Source organism: Caldicoprobacter algeriensis (genome assembly GCF_023838525.1).
GTDB classification, from domain to species: Bacteria; Bacillota; Clostridia; order Caldicoprobacterales; family Caldicoprobacteraceae; genus Caldicoprobacter; species Caldicoprobacter algeriensis.
Window position 1 is genome coordinate 1 of the sequence record NZ_JAHUQD010000006.1, and the last position, 19,382, is coordinate 19,382.

Genomic DNA, 19,382 nt, shown 5'->3' on the forward strand with positions numbered 1-19,382 from the left:
CATTTATATCCATTCACAATCACCCCTGCATCTTTCTACAGGGGATATATATTCGACAAAAAATCCAAAAATCCTTTTGGTAATATATGTAATTTAATTACCTGTTTTTGACATGCGGAGACTCGGTATTACAATATCTATAGGACTAATAAGCAAGAAACTCTTTAAATTATCAAAAATGGACAAAAAAGCTTGTGTAATACCCCTATGAGGGGTTATAGCTTGCCGGTTGATGAATATTATAGTAAAATCTTGCGATAATTTTGCGATGCCGCCTTTTTAAAAAGATTTGAAATCGGTGTACGTGAAAAAGCCGGAGCCAAATGCTCCGGCTTTTAAGATTCAGGGCTCAGTGAATATCCAAACATGTGATTGATAAGGGCTTCTTCTAGCTTTTTACTGTCTTTTGCATCGGCTTCACTTATAGGTATATCTCCTGGCATAAGGTTAGAAAAACCTACCATGCCCCGACCACGCTCAAATATGCGTTCCTCTATATAGGTATTTTGAAAATACCCGGGTACGCCCTTGACTGTATAGGTTACCTTTATTCTGCCCGTTGTGGGGTCATATTCCTTTATTTTAGCTGTTACCTTATATTCCTTCCCGTTTATCCGAGTGCTGTGGCTCCATGTTGCTCCCTCTTTGAATGGTGTTTTTAATATGACCAGGTTGTGCAGCTTGGAGTTTACTTCGGGTGGATCAAATCGGGTACTCGACATAACTCTCTCGGTTACTGTGCCCTTTACGTAGTCAATATAGTACCTCACTCTAAATTCATCATCTATTCCTGACCCGTCTTGGTACTTTCCTTGAAATTCATATATGGCGTTGTCTGATGTGCTTGAGATCTTCTTAAGGACGCCTACATGCCCGTATTCGGCAAGGCCGAAATATCTGAGCGGGGTATTGAGTTTAGGTAAATAGGCATCTATTTCCAACTTGTTTCTGTAGCCTGTGCCGGGATAGTAAATATAATATCCTATAGGGAAATTGCCATTTGGATCCATGTAGAGCTTTTCGTAGGATAAGATCCCTACCCCTTCCTTTATCTCACGCTTTTCGTAATACTCGCTTTGCGTATCTTCGTAGAGCACCGTATATATTTTTTGGCCATTTTCTTCCCTGATGTCGGTAATAGTCGACTTTAAGGTAATTTCAGTGCCGTCTTTTTTAGCGGTTTTTTGGAGCCAACTGTTTCCTTTCTGCAACGGTGCCCTGATGAGGTCCAGGTCTTTGAATGGGGTATCCATCATGGCTCGGCCTGTTGTATTTTGTATGAGCACGCCTGGCTTTACGGTGTAGGTTACCGAAAAGGATAGGTCCTGTTTTGATTCTCCTCCTGACATATCGTCTACCTCTCCGCTTATGTGGTAAACTATAGCGTTATCTTCTTTTGATATGGTTTCCAGTACCATCCGGTGCCCGTATTCAGCAAAGCCATAATATGACCATTGATAACCAGTGCGTATAGGAAGAAGCCGGGCTATTTTTTCTATATCAAGCAATTTGTCATCAACCTTTTGGCCGGGTAGCTGAGAATCATTATTTACTCCCTCGTCTTGAGGTCGACTACCATTTTGTGTCTCTTTCTGGGGTTGTGTGTCTTCTTGAGGAACTTCGTTTGAAGGGGCTTGAGTAACATCTTCGAGACGGTTTTGCTGTTGTGAGTTAGGAAGATAATCTTTGGCTTGATTTTCTACACCACAACCTGCCATTGCTATGACCAGCATTATGATGGCAGATATGATAAGCAGTATTTTAAATTTCGTCATTAGATTCACCTCTATTTCAATATTGGATCTTTCTATAACTAGTGTATCATGCAATTGTTACATTTTATTTTCTTAAAACGTAAAATAATGTTAAAGCTTTGTGTTTAATGCTTAAACAGTAGCTTATCAATTTAATAGTTTTGAAATTTATGGGGAATTTTGGATGTTGAATAGGAATGAAAAAGACGTAATTGTGTTTAAGCTTTTAATATTACGAAAAGGACATTGCACAGTCAAAATCCTCACATTGGCGAAAAGAGGTGCATTAACGTGCATTTACTCAGTCAGAATTATATCCTGTATAAGTAGAAATATGCCAAGCATTATTGTGATATCCCCTATGCTGATAAATTGCTCTTTAGGCCAAGGGATGTAGATTATGTCAGCTAAAATCCATAAAGGGGTTTTGTCGGTCATCAAGGTGTAGTTGGTAAGTACGCCGGATTGAATCATCTCTATCTGTTTGGCCAGCGAGGGGATTTCAAGTGCATGGCGGGATACCGGCATAGCTCCACCATTTAAGAGTATTACTAAAAAGTTCATCAGAATTCCCATTCCTATGATTTTTATGTGTTTATGTTTGCTGTTGAAGAATATGAACATAAACAGCAATGCGTATTTAACTATAAATACTATAAACAGTACCCATGAGGGGACATGGTTTAAATGAGAAGGGAAAAAATCTAAAATAAAGGACACAATTGCTAGATGCGGCAAACGAAGGTTAACATTTTTTAGCCTGTTTAACTGTCCTCCTCTAATGAAGGCCAAAAAAAGGCTTAACGCAATGACTATAGCTGCTACCATGGCAAAGAATTTCATCCTTTCTGTGGTGCTTTAGTTAAACAAATTTCTTGTACTACGCTGATTAAAGCATCTGCCACTAGGGGATGAAATTGGGTTCCTTTATTTTGCTTGATAATATCTATAGCCTCTTGTGGTGTAAAAGCCTTGCGATAGGGTCTATCAGAGGTAAGGGCATCATAGGCGTCGGCTGCCGCAATGATATAAGCCTCAATCGGTATTTCTGAGCCTTTGAGACCCTGGGGGTAACCTTTTCCATCGTATCTTTCATGGTGACTTTTTATAAATTCTTTTACGTCATCGGAAAAATCCACATCTTCTAGTATTTTTAACCCGATATTGGGATGTTGCCTGATTTTTTCCCATTCCTCTTCGGAGAGCGATTCGGGTTTACGTAAAATAAAGTCTTCTATTCCTATCTTACCTATATCATGTAACAGGGCTGCCACTTTTATAGATTCAATCTTGGAAGAAGGTAGTTTAAGCTTTTGTGCAATTTTTTCAGCATACATCTCTACCCGTTTGGAATGCCCTTCTGTATATTTATCTTTCGCTTCAATTGCCGCCGTAAGGGTTTGTATGATTTGATAATACCTCTTTTTCGAGTCAAGATAAAGCTGGAATGAATAACGCGCAAGAAGCAATGGGCCGAACAGCAATATCACATATATATGGCCGTTGGGGATTTGGTAGAGCAGGTATATAAAATACCCAAAAGGAGCGAGAGCGTAGAAATTGGGTATTGCCCACAGGATATTTTTTTTCCACAACTTAAAAAACGGTTGCTGCTTAAGGAAGGTCATGAGAAGAATAAGTACAGAAGAATTAAAAAGCAAAAACAGGGTTATGTATGTAAGCAAACAGAGCATATACAGATAGAGATTGTTGCCTGCTTGCAGCGTGTTGTACATGGCTTGGTATACGCTGCCCGATATATATGCGCTTATTGCAAGATTTGACATGTTAAACAGCGTTTTATAAAACGGTCTATTAAACACGTGTTCATAAACACCTTTTCTAGGATGATAGAATTGAAATAATACACTACTTGCTGCAACTATAACGGCGAAATACGTTCCTTGATATAGATGTGCTGCAAGTATAATTGCAAAAACTACACTCAACACTCCGTTTTGCATAAATAGAACTAGAAAGGATTGGCTCATCCCTGCAAGCAGAGTCCAGAGTATAAGTTCGTATATTTGGATTTTCGGCATGTTATATATCGAAACCGATATCAGGAATAACCCCATGATGGATACGATGCTCAGGAAAAAAACGGCCTTTTTGTTCATCCTGTTTTGCTACCTCCGCTTTTTGTTGTGTATTTAAATGGCCAAACCCCAGCTTTTTAGTTCAAATTACCACCAGAAAAATCCCGCGCCGCCTGCCAGAATGAGAGAAATCAGGGCGACTATGAACCCCAGAATCTTCTTCATGGCTTTACACCCTCCTGTTTTGAGTTCTCTGCCCTTCGCTAATTAGGCAGGCTTTTCTCCGCTCCGCTTATAAAAGTCAGAAAATTTAAGCGAAGAACCGGGGTTTGGCCTATCTGGCAAGAACATTAGGACGTCTGGTGCTTTGAAGTCGGCTGTTATTTTACTCTCAAGCATATTTACCCAATTTTCTATTTAATGCGTCCAGCACTGCCTTCACAACTGCTTTATTGTCATCTTGCTCTATGGGGGATGAACCTACAAGAAAGTTTTCAATCTGTTCAGCAACTTGAGAAACTGCCACAATGCAAACGGGTTTCCCTGAAATTGTGGTTTTCTGTATATCTATCACGCTGAACATACACTCGCCGCCCAGAAATTGCTGTATGGCATTTATGGTTGCCTCAGCTAACGCTCGAAAGCGCCCCTGGGTAAAGTTTATCCCCCGGGAGATGCCTTCAAACGCCTTGTCGTCTTTTGTTAGGACGACTCTTGCTTCAATTTGTGAATCCTCCATACTTATGGAAATGTTTTTGAGAACAAGGCGGGAGTTGCTACGGCATATTTCACTTTCATCCTGTATCTGCGCAATGCTTATCACCTTGTAGTCAAGGGGGATGCCGTATTTTGCCATGAGTGCAGACTGTACATCTCGAGAAATTTGTTTGGGATTTCGGGCTGTACTTGCCAATATATGAAGTTCAACTATGTTACCTTCTTGGTTCAGTACTATTTTTGAGGATATAATCCCCGGAATTTTGTTTAAGAAAGATTCATATTCTTGAATCTTTGAGTGGTCTAGTGTCATAAATTCGTATATCCCCCTTACGTTAAAAATACTCAAAAAATTATACCCATTTATAACATATTTCGCCGTATTTTTGTAAAATCCTTTTTGTTTTTAAAAGTTTGTACAAAATTCAGATATTTAATGTATCCTTGGATTTGAGGGCTTTTTCGGCGTGATAGGAGCTTCTTACCAGGGGACCTGAGGCTACAAAGGAGAATCCCATTTTAAGAGCCAGTGCTCTATATTCTTCAAAAATTTCAGGATGAACGTATTCAATGACAGGATAGTGGGAAGAGGAAGGAGCTAAATACTGCCCTATGGTTAGAAAGTCACATCCACAATCTCGTAAGTCTTTCATTACTTCCACTACTTCATGAAATTTTTCTCCTAGGCCAACCATAATACCTGATTTGGTGAAGATATTATTATTAATCCTTTTTACGTTTTTTAAAAGGTCAAGCGAGCGGTAGTATTCCGCTTGAGGACGAATGCGGGGATAAAGTCTTGGGACTGTTTCTACATTATGGTTTATAACCTCAGGGCCGGCCTGTATTACTTGGATTAAAGCCTCTATACTCCCTTGGAAATCAGGGATAAGAACCTCTACTGTTACATTAGGACAAAGCCTCTTTATTTGTTTTATCACCTCTGCAAAATGTGCAGCACCTCCATCAGGAAGGTCATCTCTGGTAACCGAAGTTATTACAGCGTGTTTAATTTGTAGTATTTTAACAGCCTGAGCTACACGTATAGGCTCCATAGGATCTATTGGCTGGGGATTGCCTTTTGTAACATTGCAGAAGGTGCAGCTTCTTGTACATATTTTCCCCAAAATCATGAAAGTAGCAGTCCCTTTATTGAAACACTCCATACGGTTGGGACAATTGGCTTCATGGCATACGGTATTAAGGGAAAGAGAATCGATCAGTGCTTCCACATGTTCTTGGTTATGTCCGCTTCTAACACGTATTTTCAACCACTCGGGTTTTCTTGAAGGCATGTTAATCCTCCTTCAACCAACTGGACCATTCATGTTTATCTATAATTTGGTAATTGGTTTGAAATATTTTTGCAAAGTATGAAGCAACCTGCAGCATAACTTTAGTTATATCGTGTTTATGACCTGTAATATTTTCCAGAGATGTCATACTTTGATCTGTTATGCCGCAAGGGTTAATCCATTTGAAATATTCCAATCCTCCGCGATCGATGTGATATACTCTTATACCGCGGGCGATTAATTCTTCTTGAGAGAGCAGTATATTGGATTCTTTACCTCGTCTACCAACGGTTATCACCGGTGGATGTTCCAATAACAACATTATATCCCCTATTTTTTGTTCCTCTCGGAGACGAAAAAATTTTTCTTGAATACTTAACCCTTGTTCATAGGGAACAAGTCCTAATAGAGCTACATTAACACAATTATTAGTGAATTTGTAAAATTTGGGTTCATGCATCACAATTTTTTCACTCCTAAGTGTCTGAATTTACAAATAATATTTTACCATGCTTTGATGGGGAATTCATCTGTATTTTGTTTAGAGTAAGCTCTTTTTATAAAGAATAACGAATGAACAAGATAATTTTTGTTAAAAAATTAGCAAATTGAATATTGTGAACTTGCGTTTTCAATGCTATAATAAACTTTGTTAAAAATAAAACGATGTGTGAGAAAACAATATAGATCTCAGGTGGTGATTTGATTGACAAAAGTATTGAGAGCTGACAACATGAACAAGTGCCTCGGATGCTTTACGTGTATGCTTACATGCGCTGCTGTGAATCATAACAATCACAATCTTGCAAAAAGCTCCATAAAGGTCAAGACGAGGGGAGGGCTTCAAAGCAAGTTTGCGGCAACGATTTGCGTTGCCTGTAAGGAGCCTGCCTGTGCTGAAGCTTGTCCCACAAATGCGCTTGTCAGGCGTCCTGGTGGGGGAGTGAAATTGATCCGCGAAAGGTGTATTGCATGTGAAAAATGCGTTTCTGCATGCATAGTTGGTTCAATTCACATGGACTATGACAGAAAAATACCAATAGTATGCAAGCACTGCGGGGCGTGTGTGAGGATGTGCCCGCACAACTGCTTGAGCATGGAAGAGGTGATGGAGTAGATGCTGGGGAATGACTTTATAAGGGTACTCTATATAGACCTACAAAACAGAAAGGCAGATATTAAAGAGAGAAAGGACCTGTATAGATACCTTGGCGGGACTGGTGTGGCTGCAAAGCTTCTTGAGGAAAACATGAAGAAGGACCTGCCGCCGCTACATAAAGAGCAGCCGCTGATAATCTCAATTGGGCCGCTTTCTACTATATTCCCTGTTGTAACCAAGGCAGTTGCAACCTTTATATCGCCCCACACGGGCGAGTACGGTGAAAGCCATGCCGGTGGAAGGCTGGCCATGGCCATGCGCAATGCGGGATATGATGCTATTGTTATAACAGGCAGGGCGGACAAGCCTACTTATTTGTCAATAACCGATAGGAGTATAGAGTTTAAGGATGCCCGGGCGATGTGGGGGCTTGATATAGAAGAGGTAGGCAGGGTGGTTAGGGAAAGAGAGCCAGGGCCGGGTAAAAGAAGCATTATAAGAATTGGCAGGGCCGGCGAAAACCTTGTGACCTATTCGTGCGTCAATGTGGACACCTACAGGCACTTTGGAAGGTTGGGCATGGGTACGGTATTTGGCAGCAAAAACCTGAAAGCCATGATAATCATGGGTGAGAGGGACCTGCCAATTTCCAACTTAAAGGAATACTTTAAGACTTATCAGGAGATATATAAAAAAGCAACCCAGACCGATGCCATGGCCAAGTATCACGAGCTTGGAACGCCTATAAACATAAAGGTGCTTAATGCCATAAATTCTCTGCCCACTAAGAATCTTTTACAGTCGACTTTTGAGCATGCGGATGATATATCGGGGGAGACGTTTGCCGAGAAAAATCTCATAAGAAAGGTCTCCTGCACCGGTTGCCCCATAGGCTGCATTCACATAGGGCAATTCAGGAGAGAGTTTGACAAGGGGTATGAATATGAATCAATAGCTGTCTCATATGACCATGAACTCATATATGCGCTGGGCAGTCTGCTTGGGATAAGAACCAGCGATGAGGTGCTGGAGATAATCGAAGAGGTAGAGCTTGCTGGACTTGATGCCATGACCACGGGAGTGGTGCTGGCATGGGCTACTGAGGCCCTGCAAAAAGGGCTTATAACAAAGCAAGACACCTTGGTAGACCTTGAATTTGGAAATACTAAGGAGTACATCAAGGCCATAGATTATATTGCAGACAGGGCAAACGAGTTTTATTATACCATAGGGAACGGCTTGAATGAAGCGGTTAAGAAATACGGTGGCCAAGAGTTTGCGCTGCTGTACGGCGGTAATGAGATGGCAGGTTATCATACCGGATATGCTTTTGCGCTGGGGCAGACGGTTGGCGCAAGGCATTCGCATCTCGATAATGCAGGATATTCATACGACCAAACCGCCAAAGAGCTCAGGGATGAAGAAATAGTGGATTATGTGATAAAGGAGGAGAAGGAAAGAAACGTTTTGACGTCGCTATGCATCTGTCTGTTTGCCCGAAAGGTGTATGACAGACCCACTATCTTAAAGGCCCTGCATTCTATCGGCATTGATTGGACGGATGATGACCTGACAAGGCTGGGGAACGATATATTCTTTACAAAGCTTAAAATCAAGAAAGAACTGGGGTTTTCCCTTGAGAATTACAGATTCCCGAAAAGGGTGTTTGAGACGCCCACTCTTTGGGGCAGGATGGACGAAGAAAGGTTAAATAAGCTTTTAAAAATGTATATAGAGAGGGTAGAGAAGGAATATGCTGATTGGAGTAGAGGTCAATGACTTTTTTGAAAAGTACGGCAGCAAAACCGGAAAGTTTGAAATGGAGGTAGAACCAGGCTTTAATGTGCAAAAGTTGCTTCAAAGACTGAATATACCCCTGGACAGGATTGGTTTTGTAATCGTAAATGAAAAAAGGGTGGACTTTGATTATATCCTTTCTGAAGGCGATGAGGTGTATATTTTGCCTTTTGCGACTGGGGGGTAATGCTTAAGTGGAAAAGAGGTATATAAAGAACATAGGTACGCTTACCTGCGAAGGGCAAGAAAGAATGTTTCAAACGACGGCTGCTGTGGTTGGTGCAGGAGGAATCGGTGGGTTTGTGATAGAAGGGCTGGCACGCCTTGGAGTGAAAGAGATCGTGGTAGTCGATAAGGATGTATTTGATGAGACAAACTTAAACAGGCAGGTTTTATCCACCGTTAACAATCTGGGCAGCCCCAAAGTCATCGAGGCTGAAAGGAGGGTGAAGGAAATAAATCCAAGGGTGCGTTTTCAGTCCGTCAGCCAGAAAGCCTGTCTGGAGAATCTCCATGATTTTCTGGGAGAAACAGATTATATATTTGATGCCACTGATAATATCGAGATAAGGAAGGAGCTATCTAAGTTTGTGCAAGACACCGATAAAGTTCTGATCCATGGTGGATGTGCGGGATGGTATGTGCAGGTGACGGTAATAACAAAACATACACCATCTATAGAAAGGCTCTTTAGAGACGCCAGTGATCAGGGGGCTGAGAAAGTGCTTGGGAACCCGGTGTTTGCGCCCATGCTGACGGCAGCCCTTGAGCTTTCCGAGTTCTGTAAACTTGTATCAGGTAAGGGGAAGCCCCTTGCGGGCAAGTGCTTGGTTGTCAATCTTTTGACAAACGAATACAGGGTTTTTGAATTTTAGATGTCTTTCCGAGCCATTGCAGCCTAAGAAGGGAAACACCAATGATACTTTAGGTTTTTCCTTTATGGTGCTTTGGCCGATAGGGTGCAGTTTGCGGGAAACCGCTGCGCCTCCCGCTTTGGAAAGGAAGGACGGGGTAGAAGGGATGTTCTTTTGCCTTTTTAAAGCGGGGAGCGTCCCTTTTTTAGTTGTAACTCGGCAAGAAGACTTCATCTTCTGCAAGTGTGAGATGAACTGCATGAAAGAAAATATCTTGCAAATCTTGATGTTGTCAGGCAGTCAGTGATGAGTATGTGAACCATACTGAGAGAGTGAGGGTACTCGCCCCGAGAGCCAATATGCTCATGTGATTACGTATGTGAGCTACGAGAGAGTCGCTGGAACGGGTTCCTTTGCAGCAGAATGAAGAATAAGGGGGAGTTGGCTGTCCAGCTTCTCTTGGAGCTCATGTCCCTATGGTAGATGGTGGTTACTTTATGAGAATATGTAGAATTTTAAAGAGGAGGCACTTTGGCAATGAAAAGGTATGCGATGTTACTTTTGATGTTAGTTGTATTATTTACAGGCTGCCAAAGGTTAAAGCCTGCAACTACATTAAAAATAGCTACCACCACTAGCATATACGACAGCGGCTTTTTGGATTTTGTATTTCCATCCTTTGAGGAGGAGTATGGCATTAAGCTCAATTTTATTTCTGTCGGCAGCGGGCAGGCCGTTAAGATGTTTAGGAATAAAGACGTTAATGGGATAATCATACACGAGAAATCATTTTTGTATGAGCTTCTGGATGAAGGATATATAAATGGGTATATCCCATTGGTCTATAACCGTTTTATACTTGTTGGTCCTAAGGATGCAAAAAGTTTGTTTGAAAATGCCAGTTCCATTCAGGAGGCTTTTTTAATAATCAAAAACAATGATTTGCCATTTGTGTCCCGCGCTGACAACTCGGCGACTTATATAAGGGAGCTTGAGATATGGAATTTGGCAAGGACCCAGCCCGATTTCGATGGTTATATAAAATCGGGACAGGGCATGGGCATGAGCTTGAACCTTGCAAACGAAAAGCGGGCTTTTATCCTTACTGATGAAGCTACTTTTTATAAGATGAAAGATAAGCTGGACAGCTTGGATGTAATTTATCAAGGCCCGAATGAAGAGGTCTTGATGAATGTTTACTATTTTGCCCTTTCTTCTGCGAGAGAGGAGGTGCCAATTTTTGAGGAATTTTTTAAAGGCAGCAAGTTTAAGGCACTGGTTGAAGAGTTTAATCAGAAGTACTTTAAAAATCAGGTTTATAAATTGTGCGAATAATTTAAAAACAGCATTGAGGTAGGGGCAATGGTGGGCAATATTGTCTTATCGACACTTATTGTGTGTATTCCGTCAACTTTGATTTCGATACTGCTTGCTGTACCCTCAGGGTATATTCTCAAAATTAAAAGGTTTAAAGGGCGAAGGTTTATAATTAGAGCGGTGTATACCCTGTCGGGACTGCCGCCGGTTTTGGCGGGGCTGGTGGTGTATATGATGCTTTCTAATAAAGGGCCGCTGGGATTTTTGAACATCCTTTTTACCAAGTGGGCTATGGTTATTGCCCAGGTGATTTTGATAGTGCCCATTGTAATACTGTACACCTTATCGGGGCTTAAAAATATCTTTGTACTGCTGGATAACCTTGATTACCTGGATATAAGGGGCAAGAAAAGATACCTCATTATGATACGGGAGTATTCACGGGAACTCATATATGCGTCGGTATTGGGGCTCTCCCGAGCAATCTCCGAGGTGGGGGCGGTGCTCATTGTGGGTGGCAACATCGAGGGCGAGACCAGGATACTGACAACTGCCATAATCCATGAGGTTTCAAAGGGTGAGTTTTCTCGAGCGCTTATGTTGGGCCTGATTTTGCTTGCTATTTCTTTTGGGTTCAATACAGCTTTGCAGGTGTTGCAGGGTGATATAGTTGATTGAGGTAAAGAATGTAGAGAAATACATAGGAGATAAGCTGCTGTTTTACTGCGAAAGTTTAAAGTTTGAGAAAAGAGGTTTGTATATCATAAAAGGGCCAAACGGCTGCGGCAAGACCACTTTTTTAAGAATGTTGTTTGGCAAGGACGGGGATTTTAAAGGTGTGATTAAAAATGCGTTCGACAAAAGAGTTATGCTTCCTCAGCAGCCATACTTTTTCAAAGGAAGCGTGCTTTATAACATATTCCTGGGGGCAGGATGTGGCGCGCTTACTAGAGTCCGTAGTGTGCTGGATAAGTTTTCAATTAACCCCGATGCCAACATTTTTTCTCTTTCGCTGGGACAAAGGCAGCTTATAGCATTTTTAAGGGCGTTTTATACTGATTCGGAGGTTTTATTTCTAGATGAGCCCGACACATACCTGGATGGCCGGGTCAAAAACTTTATGTTTGAACTTATATCGCAGGATTCGAGTAAGAGATGCATAATAACGGTAACCCATGATTCCACAATAGCTGTCCCGGCCAAAACTATCTGGTTTGAGGATTGTTGCATAAAGTGTTAAATTTTAGGATAAACCCGCGCGTATTTAAGCGATGTTGCTGTAAATTGCTATGCACTTTGTAGGGTTGTAACTCGCTGTTTTGTTGATTGAAAATATGAAAATGGAGTGGGTGATAAATATATGAAGGTTTTTAAAACCGAATCCGAAGTATTTGATATCTTGCAGCAAGAGTTTTCTGGTTTTATCCCGGATATCGAAAGGGTGCCGCTGTATGAAGCGGCTGATCGAATTTGTGCAAAGGATATTGAAGCAAATATAGATGTCCCACATTTTGACAAGTCAACGGTGGATGGATATGCCGTTAGGTGCCAAAGAACATTTGCGGCCAACGATGAGAATCCGGCTGTTTTTGACCTTATAGGGGAGGTTAAGACAGGGGAGATACCGGATTTTAAAATACAAGAGGGTCAGGCGGCAAAGATTTTTACGGGTGGCGCCGTCCCTAAAGGTGCTGACGCCGTGGTCATGCTAGAGAATACCGTTGAGCAGGAGGGGAAGGTCTTCGTCTTTAAGCCGGCAAGGCCGAATGAGAACATCTTGAAAAGAGGAGAAGATGTGGGTAAGGGTTGCACAATCGTGAAGAAATACCAGAGGCTCAGGGCACCACAAATAGGCGTTTTGGCAGCGGTGGGCCAGAAGGAAGTAGAGGTTTTCTCAAGGCTCAAGGTGGGGATCATTTCAACCGGCGATGAGATAATCATGCAGGACCAGCCCCTGGAGGGAGCAAAAATTTACGATGTAAACTCATACACTCTGTACAGCGCACTGAAACAGGAATATGCTGTTCCGAAGTTGTACGGGATTGTAAAGGATGATTATGAGGCTTTGGTAGGCATTCTTTCAAGAGCTGTTTCAGAGAACGACGTTGTGCTAATATCAGGTGGCAGTTCGGTTGGAACGTATGACAACACGCTGAGGGCCATACAAAGTTTGGATGAGGCCAGAATCCTGGTTGATGGGATATCAATAAAGCCCGGGAAGCCCACTATTATAGCAAAAGCAGGTAATAAAGCAGTGTTTGGACTTCCGGGGCATCCAGTGTCGTGCCTGTTTATATTTAAATTCTTTGTTAAAAAGCTGTTTGATATACTGCTGCATCAACAGGATACAGCCGGTGGTAAGGTTTTGGCAAGGCTGAAATCGGGTTTTGCTGCTTCAAGCGGCAGGACCGAGTTCGTATTTGTAAAGCTGATTTACTCGGATGAGATTTTAGCAGAGCCTTTGTACGGAAAATCCGGTTCGATAAATCTTCTGAACAATGCATCGGGGTATGTCAAGATTGAGGCAACAAGGACGGGTTTGAAGCCGGGGGATTTGGTTGAGGTGGTGTTGCTGTGAAGGATTATCATTTCGCTGCTGTGGTGCCCGATGTGGCAAGGGATAGAATAGAAAAAATTTTAAAGGAATATTTGGTTTTAGGGAAAGAAACAATTTCAATATACGAAGCCGGTAATCGTTTTGCCTCCCAGGATTATTTTTCGGTAAATACCTGTCCGCCTGTTGATGTTGCTGCCATGGATGGATATGCGGTAAACGCGCAGGAAACGTATGATGCCACCGATGCGCAGCCCAAGATGATTCAAAACTTTGAAGTCGTTCAAACGGGACACAGCATAAAAAGCTTTGACGCTGTGGTACCCTTTGAAGAGGCGCAAAAAGAGGATAGGGGTATAAAGATTTTTAAAAGCTATTATCCACGCCAGAACGTTCGATTGAAAGGCGAGGACGTACAGAAAGGCCAGGTGATAGTGAAAAAGGGAGAGCTACTTACCGAGTTTGAGCAGGTGTATTTGAAAGTGGGGGGATACAGGGAAGTTGAGGTTTATAAAATGCCCAAGGTGGCCTTTCTGCCCACCGGCGATGAGCTTGTGGACGTGATTGAAAGAGAAGACCAGCTTGTAGAGTTTAATTCGGTGATCTTCAGCAATCTGCTAAAGAAATATGGGTTTGATGTAAGCGTTTTTGAGCCAGCACCTAATGATATTGCTGAACTTACAGGCAGAATGGAAAATCTCTTGAGAAAATATGACGTATTATTTATAAATGGCGGCTCCTCAAAGGGAGATATGGACTTAACTGCCGAGGCCATTTCCAGGCTGGGAGAGGTGATTGTGCACGGCGTGGCAATAAAACCCGGCAAACCCACCATTATTGGCAGGGTGGACAAAAAGCTGGTGATGGGGCTTCCGGGGTACCCCGTTTCTATGTTCTTTGCAGTGATGGAGCTGTTTTTGAAGGCATTCTTCAATGCTTATAACTTAAACCCAAAGCAAAAGACGATTTGGGCATTGCTTGAGAGAAGGCTTTTTTCGGATATGGGAGCTGAGGAGTACATCAGGGTGAGCATAGAAGATGACCAGGGCAGGAATCTGGCCAGGGTGCTCAAGAGGGGTGCAAGCGTGATATCGAGCTTAAAAAGGGCAGACGGATATATAGTGATCCCCGTTAATGCGGATCTATTGGAAGAGGGAAGCCTTGTCGAGGTTAAATTGATTTAAAAAGGTGAGAGGTAAGATGCGAGACGGATTCTCCAGGGAAATTGAATATTTGAGGCTTTCAATAACCGAGAGGTGCAATTTTTTCTGCAGGTACTGCAGGACAAGGGATGTATGCGCTTGTGATACTGATGCCGGGGAGCTTACAAAGCAAGACGTGTTCAGGATAATTTCCGCTTTTAAAAAGCTGGGCATAAAGAAGCTCAGGCTTACCGGCGGTGAACCTTTTTTGAGGAATGATGTATTTGACATAATAGACTTTGCGTATGATTTGGGGATACAGAATATAAACGTTACCACCAACGGCTTTTTGCATGATGACTGTATTCAGAGGATTATTGAAAGCAGGCTGAGCGGCATCAATATTTCTCTTGATACGCTGGATAGACAAAAATACCGTGAATTAACCGGTGTGGACGGGCTTGATGTGGTGGTAAATGCCATCCAAACGCTGTCGAGGTTTAAGAGGGTAAAGCTCAATGCGGTTTTATTGAAAACGGTAAATTTCGATGAGGTGGAGGATTTAATCTTGTTTGCCAAAACCAACAACGTCGTTGTGAGGTTTATTGAGCTTATGCCCATTGGGGTGGCCAACCGCATATTTAACAAGGAGTTTGTGAGCACGCACGACGTCTTGAAAAGGTTTAAAGATTTTCAAAAGGTTGATGGCTGTGAAAAATCTGTTGCAAAATACTATTACATCAAAGATTTTGACAGCGTTGTAGGTTTTATAAGAGCGATATCGGACCATTTTTGCAGCCGGTGCAATAAGGTGAGGGTCTCATCAAAAGGTATTCTTCATAACTGCCTTTTTGATGAAGATGGGCTTGACCTTAAAGAACACCTCAGCTCAGAGGATGTTTTGGCCGAGAGGATAAAGCAGTTCGTTATGAAAAAGAAATTTACAAGGAGCGCAACCACAAACGCAATGATGTTTAAGATAGGAGGTTGAAAAACAATGGATTTTTCCCATCTAAACGGTGAAGGTTTACCTCAGATGGTGGACGTGTCACAAAAGGATGCAACGCACAGGGTTGCAAAAGCAAGCGGCAGAATATATGTGGGGGATAAAGTTATAGCCGCAATACAGAATTCTGACATACCAAAAGGAGATATATTTACCACTGCAAAGCTTGCCGGTGTAATGGCTGCCAAGAAGACGTCGGAGCTTATTCCGCTTTGCCATAATATATTTTTGTCATACATCGATATTTCGTATTCTGTAAACCAGGAGGAAGGCTATATAGAAGCCACATCCGAGGTGAGGACCAGTGCTCAGACAGGCGCCGAAATGGAAGCCCTTACTGCTGTTTTGGTGTTCCTGGAGACGGTATATGATATGTGCAAGGCTGTAGAGAAAAACATGGTGATAACCGATGTCAGGGTGATCGAGAAGAAGGGCGGGAAGTCGGGTGACTGGGCGTTTGTGGGTGCATTTTCAAGAAGCGATAAGGGGCTGGGCAGGGTCGTTTCGATTAATATAAGCAAGCAAAAGGGTACTCCCAAACAACCTGTAAGCGAGGCGGTGCTGATTGAGAATTTCGGGATAGAGGGGGATGCCCATGCAGGAACGGGACACAGACAGGTTAGCCTGCTTGATGTTACCAGCATAAGAAAAATGGAGCAGTATGGGCTAAAGGGCCTTTGTTTTGGCAAGTTTGCCGAAAACATTACAACTGAAGGGCTTGATTTAAGCAAAATTGATATTGGCACAAGGCTTAAAATTGGGGATGAGGTGGTGCTTGAGATAAGCCAAATAGGCAAGAAATGTTATGGGGATGGATGCGAGATAGCCAGGACGGTAGGAGTATGCATAATGCCCAAAGAAGGCCTGTTTGCCAGAGTAATTAGGGGCGGGAAAATAAAGGTAGGAGATTGTATAGAGGTCATGGGTTGAGCATTGCTTTTAAAAGTACGCGTTTGGGTTTATCCCCAAATACGCAAGAAAACGTCATCTTCTACAAGATGGAAATGAATTGCTAAAAATGTGATAAGATGAGATATTTCTCAGCTGGTGTCTAATGTACAAAACTCGAAGTAGCTGGCGAGTCTGCTGTTAAGCAGATAGTCAGTAATGAGCGTGTGGACCAGCTTGTGGGAATAAGGGTAGCCTAGATTACCAAACTTTTCAGGAAGCCACCGCCTGTATAGGTAGTTGGCAGTTTATGTAAATTTTCTGCAAGTAATATTAATTGAGGAATGCCGTCTATCAATTGCTGTTGCGGCCGCATTCCCTTTCATTCTCGAGAAGGATGTTCAATCCATGATCCAGTATGGGAAGGACTGCCTGGATACATTCCACTGCAGCTTTTGGTGAGCCGGGAAGGTTGATTATAAGGCTGTTTTTATAGATACCCGAAATGCCGCGGGAAAGATAGCTCCTTTTTGTTATCTTGCCGGTTTCGTGTCTTATAAGTTCTGAAATTCCCGGGGTTTGCTTTTCAATCAGCTCAAGGGTTGCTTCGGGAGTTACGTCCCTCTGGTAAAACCCTGTACCGCCGGTTGTCAGAATGAGGTTTGCTCCGGCTCTTGCTGCTTCAACTATAGCCTCTTTTATCTGCTGTTTGTCATCAGGTACTATTTTGTAGTAGACGTTTGAAAAGCCTTGAGCTTGTAGTATATCAATTAGTTGTTTGCCACTTAAGTCCTCTCGCAATCCCTGTGAGCATTTATCTGAACAGGTTATTACCGCGAAGGTGAAACTCATATTTATTCCTCCTTGTTGCTTTCATTTTTAATTCTTTAACTATTTTAACACAGAATGGAAAGCCTTACATTTTTTTAGCGATTGATGTAAATGTGTGGTACAGCTGGTTGTATCGCTTGATTTCTGCCGTTTCAGTTGCATTGCTTTGCCGTATTCTTCGCAAGTTGTTTTAAGCTACACAGCTTGTCTTTGTGCCTTTTAAGGAGATAGCCTTGCTTAAAACATAAAACTTCCAGGAAACCCTGGAAGCCTCTTACCCTGGCGGAGAGAGAGGGATTCGAACCCTCGGTACCCCTTTTTGGGGGTACACACGATTTCCAGTCGTATTAAAGATTGTACGATATTTTCCGATAGCGTCCGCCAGCTCAGCATTTTCAAGGCTTCCAAGCTCTTATACGAACACAAGTTCTTTATTTGTCAAGCATCATTTTTTAGAGAAATGTCACAATTTTGTCACAATCATGGTTGCGCTTCTTTTGATTGCTTTACATCGTCCAGCATAATCACATTATCCAAATTAGATACCGCCTTTCTGATTAGATTAATGTTGTTGTGTAGGTAAAAATCCGATGTTACGCCAATTTTGCTATGCCCCAATAGCCTTCGCAGCGTATCAAGGTCGGTACCATGCTCAAGCTGCAGTACAGCAAACGAGTGCCTGAGATCATGGAACCGGCACTCAGGCAGGCCGTTAGCACGCTGAAAAGTCTTAAGTTGTCGGGATATGTGCGACGGGTCGGGCAGTCTGCCATCGATTTCGCATACATACGTTTGTATTTGCCCCGCTTTCTTCATACGCTCACGGTATGCCCTCAGCTCGTCCAAGATAAATCCATCAATCGGTACCACACGTCTCGACTCTTTCGTCTTGACCTTTTTGTGGTATGGTCGGCCATTCACAACGACATAATTGTTTTCGATGTACACGACACCATTGTCAAAGTCGATATCCGACCACCGCAGGCCAAGGCACTCTCCTCGCCGCAATCCTCTCATCGAGGCCAGTAAAACGGGGATATACAATGGATGTTCTTGTTCCCTGAGCAACAGGAGCAGTTTTCGGAGGTTTTCAGCATCATATACCTTTACCGCAAATTCTTCTTCATCCTTGGCTATTTCAACGCCATCGCACGGATTGCTTACAATGTACTCGTTTTTGATGGCGTACTCCAGCGCAGCATGAAGGACCCGACAAATGTACTTGACTGTTCTGTATTTCAATCCGCTTTTACGCAAATTATCAACCATTTCCTGTATGTCGATCAGCCGCAGCTTAGAAAGCAAAATATTCCCAATATGTTCGTTTATGTGCCTGATATTCGTTTTGTATCCGTTTAAGGTTGTTGGTGCCAGCTTGTCTTCTTTCGTCTTAATCCATCGCTCGAGAAATTCGCTTACAGTGAGCTTATCGGTACCCACCTGTAAGCGTTCTAATTTACGTTTTTCATCAATGCCCCAGCTTTCGGCTTCTTTTTTAGTCTTAAAACCGCTTTTGTACTTGCTCTTCTTCACGCCATTCTTGTAATACCAAATCCGGCAGCTCCACGTCTTTTTCTTTTTGTCATATGTGATTTGCAACCTGCATTCCTCCTTTACTCTTGTTTTTCCATGATCCAGAGTGGATCAAAGCAAATTGTGTAGTTGTCAACTTCATAGTATGGCCCGAACTTCTCGCAGTAGTACCGGAGCGCTTCTTTTAAAAACTGCTCTGATACCCCGAGAAATTCGGCCAGCTCATGCATATTCCGAACACCGTGCCTGTACGCATTAATCAAGCCCACAATACCAACTAGCCTGTTATATGCCCAAGCACGGGCCCGACGTTCTTGTTTGCGATTCTCCAGCCTTGACTGGTCAAGTATATTGCCCACGGTGGTATAGTGGTGGCCAAGTTCTTCTGCAAGCACACACAGTTTTTCCGCTTGGGTTTCTACAGAAGAATTAAGGGCTATAATCCCATCTGCGTATAGCCCTTTGATGTTGTTGCTCTGAAATTGTTTCTCTTGTATTTCAAGCCCTTCCTTTTCGGCCTCTTCCAGCAGTTGTTCGTAATCCATCCTACCCTCTC

20 protein-coding genes and 1 riboswitch are annotated in these 19,382 nt (G+C 42.5%); of the genes, 11 read left to right on the forward strand and 9 right to left on the reverse strand.

Going from position 1 to position 19,382, the window contains the following annotated elements; translation table 11 throughout:
- Window positions 1-335: 335 nt before the first annotated feature.
- From KVG29_RS04850 to KVG29_RS04875, 6 genes are all read right to left on the reverse strand, one after another.
- A complete protein-coding gene (locus tag KVG29_RS04850) occupies window positions 336-1,775 on the reverse strand; it encodes a hypothetical protein (protein ID WP_252227033.1) in 1,440 nt (479 codons plus the stop codon).
- A gap of 276 nt (window positions 1,776-2,051) precedes the next feature.
- Window positions 2,052-2,582 (reverse strand): DUF5317 domain-containing protein, encoded by a 531-nt coding sequence (locus tag KVG29_RS04855; RefSeq protein WP_252227035.1) that lies wholly within the window; start codon window positions 2,580-2,582, stop codon window positions 2,052-2,054.
- Between the two features lie 11 nt (window positions 2,583-2,593).
- The gene (locus tag KVG29_RS04860; protein WP_338084617.1) at window positions 2,594-3,874 is read right to left on the reverse strand and encodes an HD-GYP domain-containing protein; all 1,281 of its coding nucleotides are present in this window, start codon (window positions 3,872-3,874) and stop codon (window positions 2,594-2,596) included.
- A gap of 310 nt (window positions 3,875-4,184) precedes the next feature.
- Window positions 4,185-4,823, reverse strand: coding sequence for a hypothetical protein (locus tag KVG29_RS04865; protein ID WP_252227039.1), 639 nt, complete (start codon window positions 4,821-4,823; stop codon window positions 4,185-4,187).
- 112 nt (window positions 4,824-4,935) lie between these two features.
- Window positions 4,936-5,805 carry a lipoyl synthase gene (gene lipA, locus KVG29_RS04870; protein ID WP_252227041.1) on the reverse strand — a complete coding sequence of 290 codons (870 nt, stop codon included), beginning with the start codon at window positions 5,803-5,805 and terminating at the stop codon, window positions 4,936-4,938.
- 1 nt (window position 5,806) lies between these two features.
- Entirely contained in the window at window positions 5,807-6,265 is a 459-nt protein-coding gene (locus KVG29_RS04875) for a lipoyl protein ligase domain-containing protein (protein WP_420840527.1), read from the reverse strand.
- A gap of 246 nt (window positions 6,266-6,511) precedes the next feature.
- Here KVG29_RS04875 and KVG29_RS04880 point away from each other — a divergent pair, with 246 nt between their 5' ends.
- From KVG29_RS04880 to KVG29_RS04930, 11 genes are all read left to right on the forward strand, one after another.
- Window positions 6,512-6,922 (forward strand): 4Fe-4S binding protein, encoded by a 411-nt coding sequence (locus tag KVG29_RS04880; RefSeq protein WP_252227044.1) that lies wholly within the window; start codon window positions 6,512-6,514, stop codon window positions 6,920-6,922.
- Entirely contained in the window at window positions 6,923-8,683 is a 1,761-nt protein-coding gene (locus KVG29_RS04885; RefSeq protein WP_252227045.1) for an aldehyde ferredoxin oxidoreductase N-terminal domain-containing protein, read from the forward strand.
- Window positions 8,658-8,888 (forward strand): MoaD/ThiS family protein, encoded by a 231-nt coding sequence (locus KVG29_RS04890; RefSeq protein ID WP_252227046.1) that lies wholly within the window; start codon window positions 8,658-8,660, stop codon window positions 8,886-8,888. Before KVG29_RS04885 ends, KVG29_RS04890 begins: the two co-directional genes overlap by 26 nt.
- Before the next feature lie 7 nt (window positions 8,889-8,895).
- Window positions 8,896-9,576, forward strand: a complete 681-nt coding sequence (locus KVG29_RS04895; protein ID WP_252227048.1) for a HesA/MoeB/ThiF family protein — start codon at window positions 8,896-8,898, stop codon at window positions 9,574-9,576.
- Window positions 9,571-9,721, forward strand: a riboswitch (molybdenum cofactor riboswitch). Its footprint overlaps the gene before it by 6 nt.
- A gap of 371 nt (window positions 9,722-10,092) precedes the next feature.
- Entirely contained in the window at window positions 10,093-10,890 is a 798-nt protein-coding gene (locus tag KVG29_RS04900) for an ABC transporter substrate-binding protein (RefSeq protein ID WP_252227050.1), read from the forward strand.
- A 27-nt stretch (window positions 10,891-10,917) separates the two neighbouring features.
- On the forward strand, window positions 10,918-11,550 hold the full coding sequence (locus KVG29_RS04905) for an ABC transporter permease (protein WP_252227051.1): 633 nt from the start codon (window positions 10,918-10,920) through the stop codon (window positions 11,548-11,550).
- Complete coding sequence (locus KVG29_RS04910) at window positions 11,543-12,112, forward strand: ATP-binding cassette domain-containing protein (protein ID WP_252227053.1); 570 nt, start codon at window positions 11,543-11,545, stop codon at window positions 12,110-12,112. Before KVG29_RS04905 ends, KVG29_RS04910 begins: the two co-directional genes overlap by 8 nt.
- A gap of 120 nt (window positions 12,113-12,232) precedes the next feature.
- Window positions 12,233-13,450 (forward strand): molybdopterin molybdotransferase MoeA, encoded by a 1,218-nt coding sequence (locus KVG29_RS04915; RefSeq protein WP_252227055.1) that lies wholly within the window; start codon window positions 12,233-12,235, stop codon window positions 13,448-13,450.
- Window positions 13,447-14,610 (forward strand): molybdopterin molybdotransferase MoeA, encoded by a 1,164-nt coding sequence (locus KVG29_RS04920; protein ID WP_252227056.1) that lies wholly within the window; start codon window positions 13,447-13,449, stop codon window positions 14,608-14,610. The genes KVG29_RS04915 and KVG29_RS04920 overlap by 4 nt, the downstream gene beginning before the upstream one ends.
- A 16-nt stretch (window positions 14,611-14,626) precedes the next feature.
- Window positions 14,627-15,559: a GTP 3',8-cyclase MoaA gene (locus tag KVG29_RS04925; protein ID WP_252227058.1), complete on the forward strand. Its 933-nt coding sequence runs from the start codon at window positions 14,627-14,629 to the stop codon at window positions 15,557-15,559.
- 6 nt (window positions 15,560-15,565) lie between these two features.
- Complete coding sequence (locus KVG29_RS04930) at window positions 15,566-16,504, forward strand: cyclic pyranopterin monophosphate synthase MoaC/MOSC-domain-containing protein (RefSeq protein WP_276576401.1); 939 nt, start codon at window positions 15,566-15,568, stop codon at window positions 16,502-16,504.
- Window positions 16,505-16,816: 312 nt separating this feature from the next.
- Here KVG29_RS04930 and KVG29_RS04935 read toward each other — a convergent pair whose 3' ends face one another.
- The 3 genes from KVG29_RS04935 to KVG29_RS04945 all read right to left on the reverse strand — a co-directional run bounded on the left by KVG29_RS04935 (window position 16,817) and on the right by KVG29_RS04945 (window position 19,371).
- Window positions 16,817-17,314: a MogA/MoaB family molybdenum cofactor biosynthesis protein gene (locus tag KVG29_RS04935; RefSeq protein WP_252227060.1), complete on the reverse strand. Its 498-nt coding sequence runs from the start codon at window positions 17,312-17,314 to the stop codon at window positions 16,817-16,819.
- A 459-nt stretch (window positions 17,315-17,773) separates the two neighbouring features.
- On the reverse strand, window positions 17,774-18,892 hold the full coding sequence (locus tag KVG29_RS04940) for a site-specific integrase (RefSeq protein ID WP_252227062.1): 1,119 nt from the start codon (window positions 18,890-18,892) through the stop codon (window positions 17,774-17,776).
- Between the two features lie 14 nt (window positions 18,893-18,906).
- Window positions 18,907-19,371: an ImmA/IrrE family metallo-endopeptidase gene (locus KVG29_RS04945; protein WP_252227064.1), complete on the reverse strand. Its 465-nt coding sequence runs from the start codon at window positions 19,369-19,371 to the stop codon at window positions 18,907-18,909.
- Window positions 19,372-19,382 lie beyond the last annotated feature (11 nt).